The sequence below is a fragment of the Reyranella sp. genome, assembly GCF_965227665.1.
GTDB lineage: Bacteria > Pseudomonadota > Alphaproteobacteria > Reyranellales > Reyranellaceae > Reyranella.
Genome location: NZ_OZ245767.1, coordinates 2,570,196 through 2,591,255, shown reverse-complemented (window position 1 = coordinate 2,591,255; position 21,060 = coordinate 2,570,196). Strand labels below are relative to the sequence as shown.

Here is a 21,060-nt window from a genome sequence, read left to right as displayed (position 1 = left end):
GGCCTTTAGGTTGCGCCCGCCATGAAAGCCCGCGCCAATCCCGTCTATTGCAGCATCGACACGATCGATCTCGCCCACGCCACCAAGCTGATCCAGAGCGTCGCCGGAGGGCCGAAGCCGGCTGTCGGTGGCATCAAGCTCGGGCTGGAGTTCTTCCTGGCCCATGGCGCACCGGGCGTGCGTTACGCCTTTCCGACCCCGGTGCGCGCGACGGGCGTGGGCTTCTTCCTCGATCTCAAGCTGCACGACATTCCCAACACGGTGGCCGGCGGCATCCGCGCGGTGGTCGACCTCGCGCCCACCTTCATCACGATCCATGCGAGCGGTGGCCGCGAGATGATGAAGGCGGCGGTCGAGGAGGGCGGTTCGCAGGCGGCGAAGCTGAACGTCGCGCGGCCGAAGCTGCTCGGCGTCACCGTGCTCACCTCGCTCGACCGATCCGATCTCGAATCGACCGGCGTCAACGCCGACCCGTCGGACCAGGTGCTGCGGCTCGCCGCATTGGCGCATGAAAGCGGCCTCGATGGCGTGATCTGCTCGCCCCACGAGATCGCGGCTCTGCGCAAGCAATGTGGTCCCGACTTCGTGCTGATGGTGCCGGGCATCCGCCCCGTCGGCAGCGCCGCCAATGATCAGAAGCGCGCGATGACGCCGCGCCAGGCGGTCGATCTCGGCGCCACCAACCTGGTCGTCGGGCGGCCGATCTATCAGGCGGCCGATCCGCGCGCCGCCGCCGAGGCGATCGCGCGCGAGGCCGGCGTCAACGACCTATGAGCGTCCAGGCGAAGATCTGCGGGCTGTCGACGCCGGAGACGGTCGATGCGGCGGTCGAGGCCGGCGCCGGCTTCGTGGGCTTCGTCACCTTTCCGCGCTCGCCGCGTCACGTCGAGTCGCTCGATCTGCTGAAGGCCTTGGGCGCGCGCGTCCCGACGAACGTGATCCGGGTCGGACTGTTCGTCGATGCCGACGATGCGCTGATCGACGCACGTCTGGCGACCGGCGCGATCGACATGCTGCAGCTTCATGGTGCCGAAACGGCGGAGCGTGTGGCTGCGCTGAAGGCCCGCACCGGAAAGCCGGTGATCAAGGCCATCAAGGTCGCCGATCCCGCGGACATCGAGGGCGGCATTGCGGCCTATGCCGGCGTTGCCGACCGGCTGATGTTCGATGCCGCCGACGGCACCTTGCCGGGCGGTAACGCCAAGGCCTTCGACTGGACCTTCCTGTCGGGCCGGACCGTGCCGGTGCCGTGGTTCCTCGCCGGCGGACTCAACCCCGGGAATGTCGCCGAGGCGGTCCGCGTCACCGGCGCGCGCGCCGTCGACGTCTCTTCTGGTGTAGAAGCGGCACGCGGTGTGAAATCCACTGAATTGATCCGCGCCTTTTTGGGCGCCGTACGAGTGCTTTGAGGAGCTGAGGGCATGAAAGTCGAAGAGCGGCTGAAGGAGCTTGGCATCGAGCTGCCCGAGGCCACCACGCCGATGGGCAGCTACGTCAATGCCGTGCGGACCGGCAACCTGCTCTACATGGCCGGCAAGGGGCCGGGCCTGCCCGGCAAGCCGCTGCCGGTGGGCAAGGTGGGGCGTGATTTCTCCCTCGAACAGGCCAATCGCCTCGCCCGCGACACGGGTCTCAGCATTCTTGGCGCCCTCAAGGCCGAGCTGGGCGACCTCGATCGCGTGAAGCGCATCGTCAAGGTGCTGGGCATGGTCAATGCCACGTCGGAATACGGCAGCCATCCGGAAGTGATCAACGGCTGCTCGGATCTCTTCGTCGAGGTGTTCGGCGAGAAGGGCCGCCATGCCCGCTCCGCGGTCGGCATGGGCTCGCTGCCGCGCGGCATCCCGGTCGAGATCGAGGTGATCGTCGAACTCGAGGACGATGCGCCGCCGCCGGCGCCCGCCGTTACGGCCAAGCCGGCCGTCGCCAGGCGCAAGGCTGCGCCCGCCCCCAAGGTGAAGGCCGCCCCCAAGGCGAAAGCGGCCAAGAAGAAGAAAAACTAGGGCTTTTGACCGACCCCCGCCGGGACTGCTAATCCGGCCCGTCCCGACAGGAAGAACAATGCCCAGCGCACCCAACAGTTTCCGCACCGGCCCCGACGAGCGGGGGCATTTCGGCATTTTCGGCGGTCGCTACGTCGCCGAGACGCTGATGCCGCTGATCCTCGACCTGGAGAAGGCCTACAACGAGGCCAAGGCCGATCCGTCGTTCCAGAACGAGCTCGACTATCTGCTGGAGCACTATGCCGGTCGCCCCAGCCCGCTCTATTTCGCCAAGCGTCTGACCGAGAAGCTGGGCGGCGCGAAGATCTACTTCAAGCGCGACGAGCTGAACCATACGGGCAGCCACAAGATCAACAACGTGCTGGGCCAGGTTCTGATGGCCAAGCGCATGGGCAAGACGCGGGTCATCGCCGAGACCGGCGCTGGCCAGCATGGCGTCGCCACCGCCACCGCCTGCGCGCTGTTCGACATTCCCTGCGTGGTCTTCATGGGGGCCGTCGACGTCGAACGTCAGGCGCCCAACGTCGTGCGCATGAACATGCTGGGGGCCGAAGTGCGCGCCGTGACGGCGGGCTCGGCCACGCTCAAGGACGCCATGAACGAGGCGCTGCGCGACTGGGTCGCGACCTGCGAGAACACGTTCTACTGCATCGGCACCGTGGCGGGCCCGCATCCTTATCCGGCGATGGTGCGCGACTTCCAGTGCGTCATTGGCAACGAGACGCGCGTGCAGATGATGAAGGCCGAGGGCCGTCTGCCCGACACGCTGGTGGCGTGCATCGGCGGCGGCTCGAATGCGATGGGCCTGTTCCATCCCTTCCTCGACGACAAGGGCGTGCGCCTCGTCGGTGTCGAGGCGGGCGGCAAGGGTGTGGAGACCGGCGAGCATGCCGCGTCGCTCACAGGGGGCCGCCCGGGCGTTCTGCACGGCAACCGCACCTACCTCCTGCAGGACGAGGAAGGCCAGATCACCGAGGCGCATTCGATCTCCGCCGGCCTCGATTACCCGGGCATCGGGCCCGAGCATTCCTGGCTGAAGGAGATGGGCCGCATCGAATACGTATCGGCCACCGACGCCGAGGCGCTCGCGGCCTTCCAGATGCTGTGCAAGCTCGAGGGCATCATACCGGCGCTCGAGCCTGCCCATGCTCTGGGGCATGTGATCAAGCTCGCGCCGACCTTGCCGAAGGACAATCTGCTTGTGATGAATCTCTGCGGACGCGGCGACAAGGATGTCTTTGCCGTAGCCGAACGCCTCGGGATGAAGATCTGACCATGAGCCGCATCGCCAAGCGCTTCGCCCGACTCAAGGCCGACAAACGGGCCGGTCTCGTCACCTACGTCACGGCCGGCGATCCCAACCTCGACGTCAGCTACCAGATCCTGAAAGGCCTGCCGGCCGCCGGCGCCGATCTCATCGAACTCGGCATGCCCTTCACCGACCCGATGGCCGACGGCCCGTCGATCCAGCTCGCCGGTCAACGTGCGCTGAAGGCCGGCATCACCGTCGATGCGACCTTCGACATGGTGCGTCGCTTTCGCAAGGAAACCGGCGACAACGACACGCCGATCCTGCTGATGGGCTACTACAATCTCGTCTACCAGCGCGGCCCCGAGCGCTTCTGCAAGGATGCCGCCGCCGCCGGTGTCGACGGTTTCATCCTGGTCGACCTGCCGCCGGAAGAGGCCGATGAGCTCAAGCCCTACGCGGTCGCAGCCGGCATCGATACCGTGCTGTTGACGGCCCCCACCACCGACGACGAGCGCCTCCCGGCGGTGCTGAAATATTCCTCGGGCTTCGTCTATTTCGTCTCGGTGCTCGGCATCACCGGCACCAGTTCGGCGACCGAGGAAGCCGTGCGCACCCATGTCGAGCGCATCAAGCGTCACACCGAATTGCCGATCGGCGTGGGCTTCGGCATCCGCACGCCCGATCAGGCTGCGGCCATCGCGCGTCACGCCGATGCCGCGGTCGTGGGCTCCGCCATCGTCGAGCGCGTGAAGGCCGGGCTCGACGACCACGGCAAGGCCAAGCCCGACCTCATCCCGGGCGTCTTCGCCTACATCAAGGCCCTCGCCGACGGCGTCAGGGGCGTGCGCAAGGCTTAGTTGTTCTTGTCATCCTGAGCGAAGCGAAGGATCTCACGGCAGCGACGGAGTCCTTCGGTCGTTCTGCCAGGCCCTTCGCTGCGCTCAGGACGACAGCTGAGTGCCAACCTGTCCTAATCCTCGAAGTTGAGATCGGCGACGTAGGGGTTGGTCTTGCGTTCCCAGCCGAAGGTCGAGGTCTGGCCGTGGCCGGGGACGAAGGTGATGTCGTCGCCGAACGGCCACAGGCGGTGGCGGATCGAATCAAGGAGCTGGTCGTGATTGCCGCGCGGGAAATCCGTGCGGCCGATCGAGCCCCGGAACAGCACGTCGCCCACGAAGGCGACCTTCGCTGATCGGTTCACGAACACGACGTGGCCCGGCGTGTGGCCCGGGCAATGCACCACGTCGAAGGTTACGTTGCCGAGGCTCACCGTCTCGCCATGGGTCAGCCAGCGGTCGGGGACGAACGGCTTGTAGACGGGGAAATTGTACTTGGCGCCCGACTCTGGCAGCCCCTCGATCAGGAACAGGTCGTCCTCGTGCGGTCCCTCGATCTTGACGCCATAGTGCTCGGCCATGGTACCGGCGGCCGAGGCATGGTCGACATGGCCGTGGGTCAGCAGGACCTTCGTGACCTTGATGCCCTGCTGGTCGATCGCCTGTTTGAGCATGTCGAAGTCGCCGCCCGGATCGACAGCGGTGCCCTCCATGGTCTCGTCGCACCAGACGATGGAGCAGTTCTGCTGGAACGGGGTGACGGGAGCGATCATGACCTTGAGCATCCTTCCGATCTAATGCCTCCCGTGGGCGGTTGGAAGGGCGTATGCTGCCGGCCCCTCCGGCATCGATGGCCATGAACGTGCGTCTTCTGCTGTGCATTTTGGGCCTGATTGCCCTGTCGTTGGCCCCGGCGCGGGCCCAGATCGCCCCCGTGGCCTCGCCCTCGGGCCCCGTTCCCGCAGGCCCTTATGTCGTCGTCGATGCGGCCACGGGCGAGGCGCTGCTGGACCGCAATGCCGGCACGCTCTGGTATCCCGCGTCGCTCACCAAGATGATGACGCTCTATATCGTCTTCGAGGAGCTCAAGGCCGGGCGCCTCCAACTCAACGCAACGCTTTCGTTCACGGAGAATGCCCGCACCAAGCCGTCTTCCCATCTGGGCCTGGCGCAGGGCCGGACCATCACGGTCGAGCAGGGCATACAGGCGCTGGTCGCACGGTCGGCAAACGACGTGGCGACGGCTTTTGGCGAGCGCCTCTCGGGCTCGGAGCCGGCCTTCGGCCAGCGTATGACGGAGACGGCGCAGCGGCTGGGGATGACGGCCACGACCTTCCGCAACGCCAACGGCCTGCCGGATCCGGCACAGACCACGACCGCGCGCGACATGGCCATCCTGGCCCTCGCGATCATCAAGGACTTCCCGCAGTATTACGGCTACTTCCGCACCAAGGAGTTCATGCTGGGCAGCCAGCGGATCGGGCCGGGCATCAAGTTCCTCGATCTCTATTCGCCCTATGCCGACGGCTTCAAGACTGGCTTCATCTGCGCCTCGGGATTCAACATCGTGGGCAGCGCGGTGCGCGACGGCAGGCGGCTGGTCGCCGTCGCTTTCGGGTTCCGCCGCGCCGACCTGCGCGACGAATTCCTCGTCCGCCTGTTCGACGAGGCCTATGCGCTCAAGACCGGCGGCAACCGGCAGAAGATCTGGCAGCTGCGCAACGGCGAGGGCGGCCCGGTGACGGTGCTGCCCTACGGCGAATGCGGCGGCATTCGCTACGACATGCCGGGCGATGCCGTCTGGCTCGGCACGTTCGGCGACTGGCGGACGGCGAAGAACGCGTTCGATGCCGGACAGGCGAGCCTCATGGCCATGGGCGTGAGGCACCCTGGCCGGGAGTACATCCTCCCTGTTACTTCCAACAAGGTGACGAAACAGGCCGCTATCATCGCCGACCTCGAGCCGGCGTCGGCGCAGAGACTGTGCGCCGAATACCAGGCCCGGAAATCTTTCTGTGTCGTGAAGAAACCTTCGGACTTCTCGGCGCCCTATAGCGGGTTCTGGCGCTGACCTTGGCCCGTCCCCTCATTCGTGCGATACCGCGCCCATGAACTGGCTGACCAATTTCGTCCGCCCCAAGCTGCGTGCGCTGGTCGCCCGCAAGGAAGTGCCGGACAATCTCTGGGTGAAGTGCCCCAAGTGCGAGCAGATGCTGTTCACGCGCGACTGGGAGGCCAACCAGGAGGTCTGCAGTCACTGCGGCCATCACATGCGATTGCGCCCGATGAAGCGGCTGCCGTTCCTGTTCGACGAGGGCAAGTACGAGCTTCATCCGCTGCCGCGGGTGAATGCCGATCCGCTCAAGTTTCGCGACACCAAGCGCTATGACGCGCGCCTGAAGGAGGCCCAGGCCAAGGCCGAGGGCACGACCGACGCCCTGGTCGTGGCGAGTGGCCTGATGGGCAATCGCCTCTCCGTGGTGGCGCTGCTCGACTTCGGCTTCATGGGCGGCTCGATGGGTACCGCGGTGGGCGAGGGGCTGGTGATGGCCGCCGACCTCGCCGTCGCGCGCGGAGCGCCGCTGTTCGTCTTCTCGGCCTCGGGCGGCGCGCGCATGCAGGAGGGCATCCTCTCGCTGATGCAGCTCACGCGCACGACGATCGCGGTGCGCAAGGTCAAGCAGGCGGGGCTGCCCTATATCGTTGTGCTGACCGATCCGACGACCGGCGGCGTCTCGGCCTCGTTCGCCATGCTGGGCGACGTACATATCGCCGAGCCCGACGCGATCATCGGCTTCGCCGGCCCGCGGGTGATCCAGGACACGATCCGCCAGGAGCTGCCACCCGGCTTCCAGCGTTCGGAGTATCTGCTCGAGCACGGCATGGTCGATGCCGTCGTGCACCGCCACCAGTTGCGCGAGACCCTGATCCGCATGGTCTCGCTGTTCATGGATCCGCTGGTCGTCGAGAGCCGCGCCCTCGCGGAGACCGGTCGCTGACGTGACCGCGAACGATCCGATCGTTCAACGCCTGATGAGCCATCACCCGAGGGTCATCACCCTCGGGCTGGAGCGCATCGAGCGGCTGCTCGTGCGGCTGGGATCGCCAGAGCGGAAACTGCCGCCGCTGATCCATGTCGCCGGCACCAACGGCAAGGGCTCGCTGGTCGCCTATCTGCGCGCCATCGCCGAAGCCGCCGGCTATCGCGTGCACGTCTATACCTCGCCTCATCTCGTGCACTTCAACGAGCGGATCCGGATCGCCGGCCGGCTGATCGACGATCACGAACTCGACGAGATGCTGACCGAATGCGAGGAGGCGAATGGCGACACGCCGATCTCCTTCTTCGACATCACCACCGCTCTCGCCTTCCTGGCTTTCTCGCGGGTGCCGGCCGACCTCGGCATCATCGAGGTCGGCATGGGCGGGCGCTTCGACAGCACCAACGTGATCGAGCCCGCTTTGTCCGCCATCACACCGGTCGGCTACGACCATACGGGCTTCCTAGGCGACAAGCTCGAAGGCATCGCCTGGGAGAAGGCGGGCATCCTGAAGCGCGCGACACCCGCCGTGATCGGCCGCCAGCGCGACGTCAGTGCGCAGGTGATCGAGACCAAGGCGGCCAAGCTCGCCGCGCCGTTGTTCCGTATGGGCCGAGAGTGGCAGGTCATGCCGAAGGACTCGGGCTTTCGCTACGAAAGCGATCTCCTGACGCTCGACCTGCCCAATCCTGCGCTGGCGGGGGCACACCAGATCGACAACGCCGCGACCGCCGTCGCCTGCATCGAGCGTCTGCGGGCGGCGCGTTTCGAAGTCGACGACACGGCGATCCGCAAGGGTCTCGCGTCGGTCGAGTGGCCGGCGCGGCTGCAGCGCCTCACCAAGGGGCCGCTGCCGGGCTCGCTGCCACCCGGATGCGAGCTGTGGCTCGATGGCGGCCACAACGAGGATTGCGGCATCGTGCTCGGCCGTATGGCGGCTGAGTGGGCCAAGGAGCCGGCGCCGCTGCCGCTCTATCTCGTCTTCGCCATGCAGACGACCAAGGACGCGTCGGGCTTCCTGCGGCCGCTGGCGCGCTCCGCCCGCTCCGCCCGTGCTGTGCCGTTCCCCGAAGGTCATGCCGCCTATACGCCGCAGGAAGCCTGCGCCCGTGCGGCCGATGTCGGGCTCGATTGCGCGCCCGCAAACGACATCGGCGCGGCACTGGAAGACCTGTTGGCCACCCAGCCCGCGCCGATGCGCATTCTCATCTGCGGCTCGCTCTATCTCGCGGGCGAGGTCCTCGTCCGCAACGGCTGAACCGCGACCGGATCAGACGACGGTGTTGATCCAGCTCACCAGCTTCTGCTTCGGCTCGGCACCGATCTTGGTCGCCGCGACCTGGCCGTTCTTGAACAGCAGCAGGGTCGGGATCGACCTGACGCCGTAGCGAGTCGGCGCCATCGGGTTCTCGTCGATGTTGATCTTCACGACCTTGAGCTTGCCGTCCATCTCCTTGGAGATATCCTCCAGCGACGGGCCGATCATGCGGCAGGGGCCGCACCACTCGGCCCAGAAGTCGACGAGGACGGGCGTGTCGGACTTCAGGACTTCCTCTTCGAAGGAAGCATCGGTTGCTTTGACGGTCATCGCGGGTTCTCCCAAAAACACTACAGGCCGGTCGATGGACCGGCGCCGCCCTTGGCCCAGAAGCTAGGAACGCACGCCCCCCGAGTCAAGATGTGGTGGCATAAGGCATTGATTTGTCTAGGGTTTCTTCTGCGATCTCCATGAGGCGCGGGGCTGCCGTCCAGAGCAGGAAGGCTCTCACCGTCCGGCCGGGATAGATCCGCTGCAGCAGGGCGCGATAGAGCGCGAGCTGGCGGCGATAGACCAGTGCCACGCCTTCGGCCGAGTCCGGCGGCGGGCGGTTGGTCTTGTAGTCGACGATCAGGACTTCCGTCTCCGACACGGCCAGCCGGTCGACCTGGCCGCTCACCGTGAAGGTGCCGCGCGGCGTCTGCAGGGTGCCGATCAACGGCACCTCGGCCCGCGAGTCCGGAGCGAACAGGGCGGCGTGCGCCGAAGCCTCGGTCACGGCGAGCGCTTCGCCCGCCCACTGCTCGATGTCCTCGGCCGAAAGCCCGTGCGCCGGCTGCGCCAGGAACCGGCGGGCGGCGTCGGCGCGCTCCGCTGGCGGCAGGCCGGGGAGGTGGCGCAGCAGATCGTGCAAGAGCACACCGCGCTGCCAGCGCCTGGGATCGTCGGCGATCAGCGGGCTGTAGGCGCGCGGCCCACCGGCAGCCTCGTCGGGAAGGGGCTGCGAGGGTGCGAGCGGCGTCGGCGGATCGGGCTCGCCGGGCGCGGGCTCGCTCCACCAGTCCGGCAGCGGCGCCTCGTCGGCGATCGGCAACTCGGGCTGCTCGGCTTCGACGATATGGCCTTCGTTCGCGAGTTCGAAGCCGTCGCCCGCCCAGCCCTCATCCGGCAGAAGCGACGTAAAGTCGAAGGTCTTCGCCACGGCGCGCACGCGGGCCGGCGAGTCGTCCGGCATCGCGGCCTCGGTGCTGGCGCGAAGGCCGGCCTCGATGCGCTCGTACCAGCAACCGCGATCGGCCTTGCGGGTGCCCGTCCAGCCGCCGACATAGAGCCGGTCCTCGGCGCGCGTCATGGCGACGTACAGCAGGCGATTCTGCTCCTCCAGGGTGCGGCCGTGGATCTCGCTGCGCCAGCTGCGCGCCGCCTCGTTGGCGTCGTCGGTGCGCGGCAGCCAGAGCCGGGCTTCGTCGTCGGTGCCGGCCAGCAGACGCTCACGGTTCTGCGGCACCCGCGTCGTGTCGGGTAGGTAGACGATCGGCGCCTGCAGGCCCTTCGAGGCGTGCACCGTCAGGATGCGCAACTCGCGCCGCCGGTTCTGGTCGAGGTCGCGCTTGATCTCGCCGCCCCCCGTCTCGAACCACCGCAGGAAGCCCTGCAGCGAGCCACCCTCGATCCCCTGGTATTGCAGCGCGCGCGCCAGCAACTCGTCGATCGGATCGGAGGCCTCGCGGCCCAGCCGCTCCATCAGTCGCCGCCGGCCGCCCTGCGGGCCGAGCGCGCGGGCGAAGAAGTCGAAGGGCGTGTCGTAGTCGGCGCGCTTCAGCCAGTCGGCGAGGATCGCGTAAGCTGCAGCGAAGGGCGCCGTGGCCGCGCGCTCGCGCAACGCACGCCACAGGTGGCCGGGGCGCTTCCAGGCCAGGCTGAAGAGCTGGTCCTCGTCGAGCCCGATCAGCGGCGACTTCAGCAGGGCCGCGAGATTGAGATCGTCCTGCGGCAGGAGAACGAAGCGCGCCATCGCCAGCAGATCCTGGATCGCGAGTTCCTGGCCGAGGTTCAGCCGGTCGACGCCCGCGACCTCGACGCCCTCGCGCTTCAGCGCCCTCACCAGCGCATTGACGAACTCGTTGCGCCGCCTCACCAGCACCATGAAGTGGCCGGCATGCAGCGTCTCGCCGTCGCGTGCGCGACGCTCGGTGCCGATCAGCTGCCTGGCGTGCGCGGCGATCAATCGTGCAAGCCGCTCGTGCGGCAGGCCCTGTGCCGTGCCGCTTCCCATGGCTTCGATGTCCGCCGTATCGGCCTCGTCGTCGCTGCCGACGACCAGGGGCCAGAGTTCAACCCGCCCCGGCTCATTCTTGCGGCTGGGCACGTGCCGCACCGTCCCGGCCTCACCGACACCGCGCGCCGTATCGGCCTCGCCGAACACCCAGTCGACGGCATCGAGCACGGCAGGTGTCGAGCGGAACGAGACGTTGAGGCCGACCGGCACGAACATTCGGTCGGCGATGCGGCTGCGCTCGTCGAACCAGAGGCGCATCTCCTCGAGCTTGCGCGGATCGGCACGCTGGAAGCCGAAGATCGACTGCTTGGTGTCGCCGACGGCGAAGATGGTGCGGCTGCGCCCGACCGCGCCTTCGCCCACGAAGAACTCCTCGGTGAGGCGGCGGATCACTTCCCACTGGTCGGGATTGGTGTCCTGCGCCTCGTCGACCAGCACGTGATCGATGCCACCGTCGAGCTTGAAGAGCACCCAGGCGGCCGATTCCGCCGTCTCCAGCAGACGGCGCGTCGCCACGATCAGGTCGTCGTAGTCGAGCACGGCGCGGCGGCGCTTGGCGCGCGTGTAGCGGTCGGCGATGTCGAGGCCCAGCCGCAGCAGGGCCAGGGTCAGTTCGATGAGGGCCTGCCCGCGGGCGCATTCTAGACGCGCGGCCTCAGCCTGGAGGATTTCGACGATGCCGGGCAGACGCTTCTGCGCTGCCTTGGTCGCCAGCGTCTTTCGCACCTGGCCCTTGTCGGTGAAGAAAACGCTTCGGTAGGCGGGACTGAGATCGTCGAGGCCGTCGTCCAGCCAGGCAGCGATCCTCTGGCCGTTCGGCCCGTCGGTCTTGCCGCCGGCTTCGATCAAGGCCCGCGCCGCTTCGCGCAGTGCGGCTTCGTCGAGCGGTGCCGCGCCCTCGCACTCCAGCTGCCGGCGCAGTCGCGCGCCCAGTTTCGCGAGTCCGCCCTCGTCGACGACACGGGTGAGCAGCCACGCCCGCTCGCTCAGCAGCCGCGTCATCAGCTCGGCGTATTCGGCAATCGAGACCTTGGCGGCGACGAGGGCCAGGGCCGCCGCGAGCGCCGGCGGTGCGTCGGTGCGCGCCAGGGCTTCCATCTGCTCGTTCTGAACACGGCGCAGGATCGTCTGCGCCTCGGCCTCGTCGAGGATATCGAAGCCGGGTGCGACGCCCGCTTCGAGCGGGAAGCGTTTCAGCAACGCCTGGCAGAAGGCGTGGATAGTCAGGATGTTGATGCCGCCCGGCGCGTCGAGCACACGCGCGAAGAGGCGACGGGCCACGACGCGCTGCGCCGGATCGGGCGCCCGGTCGATCAGCTTGGCAATGCCGGTGTCGAGCGTCGCCTCGTCGGCCAGCGCCCAGCGGCCGAGCTGATGGGCGAGGCGGTTGCGCATTTCGGCGGCCGCCGCCTTGGTAAAGGTGAGGCAGAGGATGCGCTCGGGCTTGACGCCTTCGAGCAGCAGCCGCGTCACGCGGTCGGTGAGGACCTTCGTCTTGCCCGTGCCGGCATTGGCCACGACCCAGGCGGAATGATCGGGCGTGGTGGCGCGCCGCTGCGCGTCGGTCGCGAGCGCAATGGCATCGAGCACGTCGCTCATTCCTCGCCGCCTCCCGCCGTCGACCATTCCGCGATCCGCTCGAGATGGGCGTAGTCGTTGAAGTAGGGACCGTAGGCCGGCCAGGGCAGCGCAGGGTAGGCGGTGCCCGGCTTGGCGAAGTGATCGGCCATCTTCTCGACCAGCGCCATCATCTCCGTCACCAGCGTGTCGCTGCCCTCGATCTCCGTGACCTTGCCGCCGTCGCCGAGGCCGTTGGCCTGCCAGTAGGAGAGGCGCACCGCCTTCGCCTTGCCGTCGATCTTCTCGAAACCGCCGCGCTCGGCCATCGCCGCCTCGAGCAGAAGCTGCGGCGCGAACAGGGCTTCGAGTTCGTCCTTGCTCGGGACGCGGCCGGTCTTGTAGTCGATGATTTCCCAGATCGCGCTTTCCAGCTCGTCGACCCGGTCGGCGCGCGCCTCGATGCGCAGCGGATGCGCGGCCGGACCGACCGTCAGCGCGGCCGTGCTCTCGCTGGCCAGCAGTCTCGTGCCGGTGGCGCGACGTGCATTTTCCTCAGTGACGAACCAGCGCGCGAGGCGCTGGAAGCGCGGCCACCAGAAGGCGCGTTCCGCCGGCGCCGTCAGTAGCTCGGCGAGATGCTTTTCGCCGAGCGCTTCGAATTCACGCACGGCATCGGAGGGCAGCACGCCCGAGGGATGCCTTTTCAGGAACTCGTCGAGCGCGTCGTGCAGGGCGTTGCCGCGATCGGCCGCGCCCAGCTCCTCTTCCAGCGCTTTCAGTGCCTTGAGATCGAGGATGCGCCGCGCATAGAGACCGTAGGGATCGCGCCGCCATTGCTCGACGCTCGAAACCGAGAGCTTTGTTGGCCGCGCTTCGACCGGCGGCCGCGGTTCGGGTCGCGGCCACGGCGCGTAGGTATCCGGCCGGTCGATCGCCTCGGCCCAGGCGAGGAAGCTGTGACGGCCGCGCTGGATGTATTCCGGCACCGGTGCGCTGCCGCCGGGCTCATAGCCGAACAGCGCATCGAGGCGCGCCAGCCAGCGCGACGGCACGGTGGGCGCGCCGCCTTCGCGTTCGGCCCGCGTCAGTAGCACCCGTTCGGCGCCGAGGGCCGCCACGAAATCATGCGCCGAGAGGCCGATCCGCCGTTCGGGCTGCTGCAGTCCGAGTTCGGCGCGCATCGGGCGATTGATCCACGGGCCGGTCTCCACGGCGGGCGGCCAGGTGCCTTCGTTGAGGCCGCCCAGCACCAGAAGGTCGGCGCGCTGCAGGCGGGCTTCGAGCGGTCCCCAGATCGACAGGCGCGGGTGGCGTCCGAAGGCCGGGCGGATCGTTTCCGGCTCCAGCATCGCCGCGAACAGGCCGGGCCATTCGCCGGATGCGATCGCGGGACGGTTGTCCCAGGCGGTGCGCAGGCGCCCCAGCGCGTCTGCCAGCGCACTGCCCGCATCGCCCGACCACAGCGTCTCGGGCGGTGAGATTCTTTCGGCGGCGGCGATCGTGGCGGCAAGTAGCGAATCGGGCTCGGCGTCGCCCTGCATCAGCTCGACGAGGGGCCGCGTCGCTTCGTCGAGCCGATCGAGCAGCATCTTCACGGCGGCGCGGTCGCCGGGATCGCCGAATTTCGCTTCGTCGACGCGGGCGCGGATCGATGGCAATCCCGGCGTCGGCTTGAGGCCGCGCAGACACTTGCGGTCGAGTCGTCGCGTCGCGGCGAGCACGAAGGCGCGGTCGAGGCCCAGGATGCAGAGTGGATGCTTGAGGAGCGCCAGCAGCTCGACCGGCGCAAAGCCCGCATCGACCGCGGCGATCAGCGCGTGCAGCAGCGCGGCGGACGGCGTGTCCACCAGCGGCGTGCCGGCCGAATCGTCGATGTCGATCTGCCATCGCTTCAGTTCGGCCGACACGCGGCGCGCCAGCGCACGGTCGGGCGTCACGAGCGCGGCCGTGCGTCCCGGCGTGTCGAGCACGCTGCGCAGCGCCAGCGCGACCACCAGCGCCTCCTGATGCGGCGTGGCGCAGTCGGCGCGGGTCACATGTTCCAGCGACGCGGGTTCCGGCCGGTTCCACGACTCGCTGGTCTCCGCCGGCCGCATCAGCTCGGTGATGAGGAAGTGACGGGCAGAGGCACTCGCGGCGCCAGGCCATTCCTCGACATCCGCGCGCACGACGCCCAGCGCGCCCAGGAGTTCACGCAGGCCGTATTGCGGATGCGATGGATCGAGAGCCGCCCAACTCGCCTCGTCCATGTCGCGATCGAGACCCGGCAGGACGACGGCGCCTTGCGGCAAGCCGGCGATCGCCGCGAGCAGGTCGCGCGTCGCGGGCTGCGAGCCGGTCGAGCCGGCCGCGATCACCTGGGTCTGCGGCGGTCGCGCCCGCCAGCGGTCGGCCTGGTTGCGGATCGCGCGCGTGCGCCGCTCGATGGCGTCGATCTGCCCGCGCGCCGTGAGCATCTGCGGCCAGTGTTCGCCCACGATGGCGAGGAACTTCAGCGTGCGCTGCCAGTGGCTCGCGAAGTTGCCTTCGACCAGCCCTTCGAGTTGAGAGAACGACACGCCCTCGATGGCCAGTTCGTCGAGCAGGCGGCCGAGTTCGCGCGCGAGCTTCAGTGCCTGCGCGGCCGACTGCGCGATGGGATGGCCCTGGTCGTCGGTGAAGGCGGCCACGAGCTGCGTCAGAAGCGCGTCGCGCTCCGCGGGATCGATGGCGGGCGGCAGGGTGAGCGCATCGCCCTCGCCCGAGGCGATCTCCCATTCGCCGTCGTCGACATCGCCCAGTGGCGCCATGCGCGGCAGGATCGTGGGCGTGCCGCCGGCGGCGCGCAGGAAGGCTTCGCGCAGGGCGCGCACGGAGCGCCGCGTCGGCAGGAGGATCAGTACGTCGGCCAGGGCCAGCGGATCGCCGTCATGTTCGGCCAGCACCACGCGCGCCAACTCGTCGGCGAATCGGCGTTCCGTGCCGATGGTGAAGAGGCCCTTCACCCCAGCACGCGTTCCGCCTCGGCAAGCGCCGAGGGCGTGCCGATGTGAAACCAGTCGCCGTCGTGCACGAGGCCATGCAGCCGACCGGCCTGCTCGGCACGGTTCCACAGCTTCAGGAGCGAGAAGGGGCCTTCGGGCGAGCCGTTGAACAGGCGCGAATCGCAGACGGAGACGCTGGCGAACATGTAGGGCGCCGTCTCGGCCATGCCGCGATGGCGGACGCGACCATCGGGCTCGAGATAGTAGTCGCCGCGATCCTTCTCCTCGCAACCGTACGCGGTGGCGCGCGGATGCAGCAGCAGCAACGCGTCCATGCGGTCAGGATTCCAGGCGGCCGCGAGACGTCCCATCATCGAGTCCGGTCCGTCGCGCCACAGCCCGTCGCCGTTCAGCACGAAGAAGGGCGCGTTGCCCAGCAGGGGGAGGGCGTTGCGGACGCTGCCGCCGGTTTCAAGAAGATGATCCTCGCGGATGATGCGCACGCGGCCGCCCAGCCGGTCGGCGATCTGGCTGCCCAGGTGATGAACGTTCACGACGATGTTCTGGATGCCGGTGCGTTGCAGGCGATCCAGGGAGCGTTCGAGCATCGAACGACCGGCGACGGGGATCAGCGGCTTGGGCGTCGAATCGGTGAGGGGCCGCATGCGCTCGCCGCGGCCCGCCGCCAGGATCATCGCGCTGCGGATCATGCGGCGGCTCCGATGCGGCGCAAGTCCGGCGGCAGGGTACGGTCGACCCAGGCGCACAGCGGCGACAGCGCCTCGTGCTGCAGGGCGCGCTCGAACATGCGCCAGACGCGCGGCAGGTGGCGCAGATAGTCGGGCTTGCCATCGCGCCGGAGCAGGCGAACGAAAAGTCCGATGATACGCGCGTGGCGTTGCGCGGCCATCAGGGCGAAGCCGGTGCGGAAGCCGGCGGCGTCGGCGATTGCCGCCTCCGCGACATAGCGGTCGAGGCAGGCGGCATGGACGGCGGGCGCCACGTCGCGGCGCGCATCCTCGATCAGCGACACGAGATCGTAGGAAGGATGGCCGCGCTGGGCATCCTGGAAGTCGAGCAGGCCGCAGGCCTTCACACCGGGTCGCGAGGGCAGCCACAGGAGATTGTCCTTGTGATAGTCGCGCAGCAGTAGCGTCTCGCCCATTGCCGGCAGGGCCGCGAGGCATTCGCGCCACGCGGCGACGTATCTCTCGGTTTCCTCGGGGGGCGTCGGCTTGCCGGTTGCTTCCGGCAGATACCATTCCGGTAGCAGCATCGCGGCCTCGATCAGCGCATCGCCGGCATAGGCGCCGAGGCCGGGCAACAGGCTGCGCTCGCCGGCGCGGTAGATCTCGATCAGCACGTCGGTCGCCCGGGCATAGAGTTCGCCCTCGTCGCCGCCCGCCGCCAGCACGCGGGCATAGGTGTCGTCGCCGAAATCCTCCAGCAGCAGGAAGCCGTGCCCGGCGTCCTCGGCGAGGATCTCGGGTGCACTGAGGCCGAGCGCGATCAGGTGTTTGCCGATCTGCACGAACGGCCGCACATCCTCCTGCGGCGGCGGGGCGTCCATCACGACCGCCGAACCGCGCGGCCGGCTCAGGCGGAAATATTTGCGGAACGAGGCATCGCCCGCCAGCAGGCGCTCGCCGGCATCGCCCCAGCCGGCGCGATTCACGAACTCGGCGCGCAGCCGGTCGCGTTCAGATTTCGCCAAAACGGGAATCTCCTTCCAGGATCGCGCGCCGGCCCTCGCCCTCGACCGACAGGCTGACGGTGAGCCGCTCGCGCGGCAGCAGGGGGCCCAGCCGCTCGGCCCATTCGACCAGGATCACGCCGTCGATGCGCGCCTCTTCCCAGCCCAGTTCGAAGACCTGTTCGGGCTCTTCCAGGCGATAGAGGTCGAAATGCCAGAAGCTGCCGCGCGGGGTGTCGTAGACCTCGACCAGGGTGAAGGTGGGGCTGGGGACGATCAGGGCCGGGTCGCCGGCGGCGGCACGCAACAGGGCGCGTGCGAGCGTCGTCTTGCCGGCGCCCAGGCCGCCTTCCAGCGCCACGACGTCGCGCGGCCGCAGGCGGGCAGCCAATGCTGCGCCCAGCCGCTCGGTCGCGGCCTCATCGGGAAGGGGCAAAGAAAAAGTCGGCATCTTTCGATGCCGACTTTTAGCATGCACGCCTGTGGGCGATTAGTACCGGTAGAGGTCGCCCTTGAACGGGCCGGTCTCGGGCACGCCGATATACTTGGCCTGGTCGGGACGCAGCTTCGTCAGCTTGGCGCCGACCTTCTCGAGGTGCAATGCCGCGACCTTCTCGTCGAGGAACTTGGGCAGCGTGTAGACCTGCTTCTCGTACTTGCCGGGATTGGTCCACAGCTCGATCTGGGCCAGCGTCTGGTTCGAGAAGGACGCCGACATCACGAAGCTCGGATGGCCGGTCGCGTTGCCCAGGTTCACCAGGCGGCCTTCCGACAGAACGATGATGCGCTTGCCGTCGGCGAACTCGACCTCGTCGACCTGCGGCTTCACGTTGTGCCACTTGAAGTTACGCAGGGAGGCGATCTGGATCTCGCTGTCGAAGTGGCCGATGTTGCAGATGATGGCGCGATGCTTCATCGCCTTCATGTGCTCGAGCGTCAGCACGTCGACGTTGCCGGTGGCGGTGACGAAGATGTCGGCCTTGGGGGCCGCTTCTTCCATCGTGACGACCTCGTAGCCTTCCATCGCCGCCTGCAGCGCGCAGATCGGATCGACTTCGGAGACCATGACGCGGCAGCCGGCCTGGCGCAGCGAGGCGGCCGAGCCCTTGCCCACGTCGCCGAAGCCCGCGACCATCGCCACCTTGCCCGACATCATGACGTCGGTGCCGCGGCGGATGCCGTCGACCAGCGATTCACGGCAGCCGTACAGATTGTCGAACTTCGACTTGGTCACCGAGTCGTTCACGTTGATGGCCGGCCACAGCAGCTTGCCTTCCTTCGCCATGTTGTAGAGGCGATGGACACCCGTGGTCGTCTCCTCGGTGACGCCCTTGATCGAGGCGCCGAGCTTGGCGTACCAGCCGGGCTTGTCCTTGTTGGTCTTGAGGATGGCCTTGTAGAGGACTTCCTCTTCCTCGTTGGTCGGGTTGGCGACCAGCGACGGATCCTTCTCCGCGCGGGCGCCGAGATGGACCAGCAGGGTGGCGTCGCCGCCGTCGTCGAGGATCATGTTCGGCTCGCCGCCGTCATGCCATTCGAAGATCTTGTGGGTGTAGTCCCAGTATTCCTCGAGGCTCTCGCCCTTGATGGCGAAGACCGGGGTGCCGGCCTTGGCGATCGCCGCGGCGGCATGGTCCTGCGTCGAGTAGATGTTGCACGAAGCCCAGCGCACGTCGGCACCCAGCGCCTTCAGCGTCTCGATCAGCACGCCCGTCTGGATGGTCATGTGCAGCGAGCCGGCGATGCGCGCGCCCTTAAGCGGCTTCTTGGGGCCGTATTCCTTGCGGATCGACATCAGGCCCGGCATCTCGGTCTCGGCCATGTCGAGTTCCTTGCGACCCCAGTCGGCGAGCCCGATATCCTTGACGATGTAGTCGGCCATGTGGCGCTCCTTGGTGTGCCGGCGTCGGCAGGCGGAAAATTGTGGAAAGCGGGCGTGTCATAACAGCGGTGCAGGACCGCCTCAACGCGTCGGATCAACATATAAGCAAGAATTTATGTCGATATGCGCGCTGCTTTATGCCCGCGCGCGCAGACCCGTCACTCCTCGCCGAACTTGCCCTCGACCAGCGCTGAAATTGCGGCCATCGCGTCGGCGCCCTGCCGGCCCGAGCAGACGACCTCGACGGTGCTACCGATGCCGGCGGCCAGCATCATGAGGCCCATGATCGACAGGCCCGAGACTTCCTGACCCTTGAAGGAAACACGCACGATGGCGTCGAACTGGCCCGCCGTCCGGACGAACTTGGCGGCCGCGCGGGCATGCAGTCCGCGCTTGTTGGCGATCGCGAGACTGCGCTTCAGCGTGCCGATGCCGGCCTCGGCGCTCGAATTCGCAAGAGCGTCGGTCACGAAGCTTCCTTGGCGAGGATGCGCGAGGCCACGGTGATGTACTTGCGGCCGGCCTCCTGCGCCATGCGCACGGCTTCGGCGATGGGGCGTGTACGGACGCTGGCGAGCTTCACCAGCATCGGCAGGTTGACGCCCGCCAGAACCTCGACCCGCGCCTGCTCCATGATCGAGATCGCGAGATTGGAGGGCGTGCCGCCGAACATGTCGGTCAGCACGATGACGCCCTCGCCGGTTTCACAGGCCCTAACCCTTTCCAGGATTTCGCTGCGACGCTTTTCCATGTCGTCGTCGGCGCCGATGCAGACGGTGGACATGCATTGCTGCGGCCCGACGACATGCTCCAACGCGGCCTTGAACTCCTGCGCCAGATTGCCGTGAGTCACGAGTACGATACCAATCATGCGTTTGCTCTACCCTGCGCCACCGGCCTCCCCGGCCGCCCCGACGTCCCGGTGGGAGAGAGTGACGGACCGGCCGGCGCTTCGCAACCAGTCTGCAAGCTCCTCCGCGAGGGCCACCGACCTGTGCTTGCCGCCGGTGCATCCCACGGCAATGGTCAGATAGCTCTTTCCCTCGGCATCGAACCGGGGCAGCAGCGGCCCGATCAGGGCCTTCAGCCTGTCCACGAACGGGCGGTAGTCGGGATCGGTTGCGATGAAGGCCGCGACTTCGGGGTTTCGCCCCGTCAGGGGTCTCAGCGCGGGATCGTAGTGGGGGTTCTTCAGGAACCGCACATCGAAGACCAGATCGGCCTCGCGCGGCAGCCCGCGGCGGAACGAGAACGACATCACCGATATGCGCGTGCCGGCCGCACGGCCCAGCCCGAAATGCCCGGTCAGGATCTGCTTCAGCCGGTGCGGCGACAGCGAGGTCGTGTCGATGGTGAGATCGGCCACGTCGGCCATCCAGCCGATCTGCCGCCGCTCCTCGCTGATGCCGTCGGCCACGGGGCGGTCCGGCGCCAGCGGATGGGGCCGGCGGGTCTCGGTGTAGCGGCGTTGCAGCGTCTCGGTATCGGCCTCGAGGAACAGGAGCCGGGCGGCGAGATCGGGACGGTTCCGCAGCTCATGGATGCGGGCGGCCAGGTCGCGCGCGTCGAAGCCGAAGGTGCGGGTGTCGATGCCCAGCGCCAGCGGTTGGGCGCCTGCGCCGGCGTCGCCGCCGGTCGAGCGCATGAGATCGTCGAGCAACGCCAGCGGCACGTTGTCGACCGCGACATAACCCAGATCGTCGAGGACGTTCAGGGCGGTTCCACGGCCGGCGCCGGACAGGCCGGTGACGACGACGAACGGTCGGCGCGTTTCATCCGGGGCGTGGGAAGCAGAAGGAGTGGGGCTGTCTGGCATGAGCGGCGCGGGCCGGATCATGCCGCCGCGGTTCGGCCGAGGGCAAGGCGCAACTTGACCGGCGCCGAGGCCTCGAAGGGCGTGAGCGCCAGGACCGGCAGCTCGACATCGAACAGCGTCTCGCGGACGGGATCGGGCAGGCGTTCGATACGATCGGGCGGCACGAGGTCCACCAGAAGGGCGACCGTCGCCCGTGCGAGAAGCTGGGCGCGGCCGAGCTTCACGATGCCGATGCCCCGAACTTCGAGCAGGCCCGCGAGCGTGCCCGGCGGCGTGGCGACCAGGCCGCGGCCCTGCCGGGCGAGCGCCGTCTGATCGTCGGACACCAGCCGCGCACCGCCCTCGACGAGCCGAAGGGCGAGGTCGGACTTGCCGGCACCCGACGGCCCGCGCAGCAGGATGCCCCGCCAGCGGCCCCCGATCTGCAAGGCGACGCAGGTCGCGTGGACGTAGGTCGTGACCCGGATCGCCACTCAGA

20 protein-coding genes are annotated in these 21,060 nt (G+C 68.1%); 8 read left to right on the top strand and 12 right to left on the bottom strand.

What is annotated here, in order from left to right; genetic code table 11:
- Positions 1-21 precede the first annotated feature (21 nt).
- The 5 genes from pyrF to trpA are packed head-to-tail and all read left to right on the top strand — an operon-like array spanning position 22 to position 4,112.
- Complete coding sequence (gene pyrF, locus ACO07I_RS12550) at positions 22-774, top strand: orotidine-5'-phosphate decarboxylase (RefSeq protein ID WP_422017761.1); 753 nt, start codon at positions 22-24, stop codon at positions 772-774.
- Positions 771-1,409 (top strand): phosphoribosylanthranilate isomerase, encoded by a 639-nt coding sequence (locus ACO07I_RS12545; protein ID WP_422017759.1) that lies wholly within the window; start codon positions 771-773, stop codon positions 1,407-1,409. Before pyrF ends, ACO07I_RS12545 begins: the two co-directional genes overlap by 4 nt.
- Before the next feature lie 12 nt (positions 1,410-1,421).
- The gene (locus ACO07I_RS12540; RefSeq protein ID WP_422017757.1) at positions 1,422-2,003 is read left to right on the top strand and encodes a RidA family protein; all 582 of its coding nucleotides are present in this window, start codon (positions 1,422-1,424) and stop codon (positions 2,001-2,003) included.
- Positions 2,004-2,061: 58 nt separating this feature from the next.
- The gene (trpB, locus tag ACO07I_RS12535) at positions 2,062-3,276 is read left to right on the top strand and encodes a tryptophan synthase subunit beta (protein ID WP_422017755.1); all 1,215 of its coding nucleotides are present in this window, start codon (positions 2,062-2,064) and stop codon (positions 3,274-3,276) included.
- Between the two features lie 2 nt (positions 3,277-3,278).
- Entirely contained in the window at positions 3,279-4,112 is an 834-nt protein-coding gene (trpA, locus tag ACO07I_RS12530) for a tryptophan synthase subunit alpha (RefSeq protein ID WP_422017753.1), read from the top strand.
- Positions 4,113-4,225: 113 nt separating this feature from the next.
- Here trpA and ACO07I_RS12525 read toward each other — a convergent pair whose 3' ends face one another.
- Entirely contained in the window at positions 4,226-4,864 is a 639-nt protein-coding gene (locus ACO07I_RS12525) for an MBL fold metallo-hydrolase (RefSeq protein WP_422017751.1), read from the bottom strand.
- A gap of 53 nt (positions 4,865-4,917) precedes the next feature.
- Between ACO07I_RS12525 and ACO07I_RS12520 the strand changes: the two genes are divergently transcribed.
- The 3 genes from ACO07I_RS12520 to ACO07I_RS12510 are packed head-to-tail and all read left to right on the top strand — an operon-like array spanning position 4,918 to position 8,390.
- Complete coding sequence (locus ACO07I_RS12520; protein WP_422017749.1) at positions 4,918-6,162, top strand: D-alanyl-D-alanine carboxypeptidase family protein; 1,245 nt, start codon at positions 4,918-4,920, stop codon at positions 6,160-6,162.
- A gap of 37 nt (positions 6,163-6,199) precedes the next feature.
- Positions 6,200-7,090 (top strand): acetyl-CoA carboxylase, carboxyltransferase subunit beta, encoded by an 891-nt coding sequence (gene accD / locus ACO07I_RS12515; RefSeq protein ID WP_422017747.1) that lies wholly within the window; start codon positions 6,200-6,202, stop codon positions 7,088-7,090.
- Position 7,091: 1 nt separating this feature from the next.
- Positions 7,092-8,390: a bifunctional folylpolyglutamate synthase/dihydrofolate synthase gene (locus tag ACO07I_RS12510; protein ID WP_422017745.1), complete on the top strand. Its 1,299-nt coding sequence runs from the start codon at positions 7,092-7,094 to the stop codon at positions 8,388-8,390.
- Positions 8,391-8,402: 12 nt separating this feature from the next.
- Here the strand turns inward: ACO07I_RS12510 and trxA are convergent, their stop codons facing one another.
- The 11 genes from trxA to ACO07I_RS12455 all read right to left on the bottom strand — a co-directional run bounded on the left by trxA (position 8,403) and on the right by ACO07I_RS12455 (position 21,055).
- Complete coding sequence (gene trxA / locus ACO07I_RS12505) at positions 8,403-8,720, bottom strand: thioredoxin (RefSeq protein WP_295132524.1); 318 nt, start codon at positions 8,718-8,720, stop codon at positions 8,403-8,405.
- Between the two features lie 85 nt (positions 8,721-8,805).
- A complete protein-coding gene (gene addA / locus ACO07I_RS12500; RefSeq protein ID WP_422017742.1) occupies positions 8,806-12,267 on the bottom strand; it encodes a double-strand break repair helicase AddA in 3,462 nt (1,153 codons plus the stop codon).
- Positions 12,264-15,212, bottom strand: a complete 2,949-nt coding sequence (gene addB, locus ACO07I_RS12495) for a double-strand break repair protein AddB (RefSeq protein WP_422017740.1) — start codon at positions 15,210-15,212, stop codon at positions 12,264-12,266. The genes addA and addB overlap by 4 nt, the downstream gene beginning before the upstream one ends.
- Positions 15,209-15,901: a nucleotidyltransferase family protein gene (locus ACO07I_RS12490; RefSeq protein WP_422017738.1), complete on the bottom strand. Its 693-nt coding sequence runs from the start codon at positions 15,899-15,901 to the stop codon at positions 15,209-15,211. Before ACO07I_RS12490 ends, addB begins: the two co-directional genes overlap by 4 nt.
- Complete coding sequence (locus ACO07I_RS12485; protein WP_422017736.1) at positions 15,898-16,905, bottom strand: aminoglycoside phosphotransferase family protein; 1,008 nt, start codon at positions 16,903-16,905, stop codon at positions 15,898-15,900. The genes ACO07I_RS12490 and ACO07I_RS12485 overlap by 4 nt, the downstream gene beginning before the upstream one ends.
- Positions 16,892-17,335: a tRNA (adenosine(37)-N6)-threonylcarbamoyltransferase complex ATPase subunit type 1 TsaE gene (tsaE, locus tag ACO07I_RS12480; protein WP_422017734.1), complete on the bottom strand. Its 444-nt coding sequence runs from the start codon at positions 17,333-17,335 to the stop codon at positions 16,892-16,894. The genes ACO07I_RS12485 and tsaE overlap by 14 nt, the downstream gene beginning before the upstream one ends.
- 39 nt (positions 17,336-17,374) lie before the next feature.
- Positions 17,375-18,766, bottom strand: a complete 1,392-nt coding sequence (gene ahcY / locus ACO07I_RS12475; RefSeq protein ID WP_422017732.1) for an adenosylhomocysteinase — start codon at positions 18,764-18,766, stop codon at positions 17,375-17,377.
- Between the two features lie 158 nt (positions 18,767-18,924).
- The gene (locus ACO07I_RS12470; RefSeq protein ID WP_422017730.1) at positions 18,925-19,236 is read right to left on the bottom strand and encodes an HPr family phosphocarrier protein; all 312 of its coding nucleotides are present in this window, start codon (positions 19,234-19,236) and stop codon (positions 18,925-18,927) included.
- The gene (locus ACO07I_RS12465) at positions 19,233-19,637 is read right to left on the bottom strand and encodes a PTS sugar transporter subunit IIA (RefSeq protein ID WP_298309203.1); all 405 of its coding nucleotides are present in this window, start codon (positions 19,635-19,637) and stop codon (positions 19,233-19,235) included. The genes ACO07I_RS12470 and ACO07I_RS12465 overlap by 4 nt, the downstream gene beginning before the upstream one ends.
- 9 nt (positions 19,638-19,646) lie before the next feature.
- On the bottom strand, positions 19,647-20,582 hold the full coding sequence (rapZ, locus tag ACO07I_RS12460) for an RNase adapter RapZ (protein ID WP_422017728.1): 936 nt from the start codon (positions 20,580-20,582) through the stop codon (positions 19,647-19,649).
- A gap of 17 nt (positions 20,583-20,599) precedes the next feature.
- Positions 20,600-21,055 carry an HPr kinase/phosphorylase gene (locus ACO07I_RS12455; protein WP_422017726.1) on the bottom strand — a complete coding sequence of 152 codons (456 nt, stop codon included), beginning with the start codon at positions 21,053-21,055 and terminating at the stop codon, positions 20,600-20,602.
- Positions 21,056-21,060 lie beyond the last annotated feature (5 nt).

What these genes read in the sequence shown, in the direction of transcription:
- ACO07I_RS12525 (WP_422017751.1), bottom strand. Translation starts at nt 4,864, where the DNA reads ATGATCGCTCCCGTCACCCCGTTCCAGCAGAACTGCTCCATCGTCTGG.
- ACO07I_RS12540 (WP_422017757.1), top strand. Translation starts at nt 1,422, where the DNA reads ATGAAAGTCGAAGAGCGGCTGAAGGAGCTTGGCATCGAGCTGCCCGAG.
- ahcY (WP_422017732.1), bottom strand. Translation starts at nt 18,766, where the DNA reads ATGGCCGACTACATCGTCAAGGATATCGGGCTCGCCGACTGGGGTCGC.
- ACO07I_RS12545 (WP_422017759.1), top strand. Translation starts at nt 771, where the DNA reads ATGAGCGTCCAGGCGAAGATCTGCGGGCTGTCGACGCCGGAGACGGTC.
- pyrF (WP_422017761.1), top strand. Translation starts at nt 22, where the DNA reads ATGAAAGCCCGCGCCAATCCCGTCTATTGCAGCATCGACACGATCGAT.
- ACO07I_RS12520 (WP_422017749.1), top strand. Translation starts at nt 4,918, where the DNA reads ATGCTGCCGGCCCCTCCGGCATCGATGGCCATGAACGTGCGTCTTCTG.
- ACO07I_RS12490 (WP_422017738.1), bottom strand. Translation starts at nt 15,901, where the DNA reads ATGATCCGCAGCGCGATGATCCTGGCGGCGGGCCGCGGCGAGCGCATG.
- rapZ (WP_422017728.1), bottom strand. Translation starts at nt 20,582, where the DNA reads ATGCCAGACAGCCCCACTCCTTCTGCTTCCCACGCCCCGGATGAAACG.
- trpB (WP_422017755.1), top strand. Translation starts at nt 2,062, where the DNA reads ATGCCCAGCGCACCCAACAGTTTCCGCACCGGCCCCGACGAGCGGGGG.
- addA (WP_422017742.1), bottom strand. Translation starts at nt 12,267, where the DNA reads ATGAGCGACGTGCTCGATGCCATTGCGCTCGCGACCGACGCGCAGCGG.
- accD (WP_422017747.1), top strand. Translation starts at nt 6,200, where the DNA reads ATGAACTGGCTGACCAATTTCGTCCGCCCCAAGCTGCGTGCGCTGGTC.
- ACO07I_RS12465 (WP_298309203.1), bottom strand. Translation starts at nt 19,637, where the DNA reads ATGATTGGTATCGTACTCGTGACTCACGGCAATCTGGCGCAGGAGTTC.
- trxA (WP_295132524.1), bottom strand. Translation starts at nt 8,720, where the DNA reads ATGACCGTCAAAGCAACCGATGCTTCCTTCGAAGAGGAAGTCCTGAAG.
- trpA (WP_422017753.1), top strand. Translation starts at nt 3,279, where the DNA reads ATGAGCCGCATCGCCAAGCGCTTCGCCCGACTCAAGGCCGACAAACGG.
- tsaE (WP_422017734.1), bottom strand. Translation starts at nt 17,335, where the DNA reads ATGCCGACTTTTTCTTTGCCCCTTCCCGATGAGGCCGCGACCGAGCGG.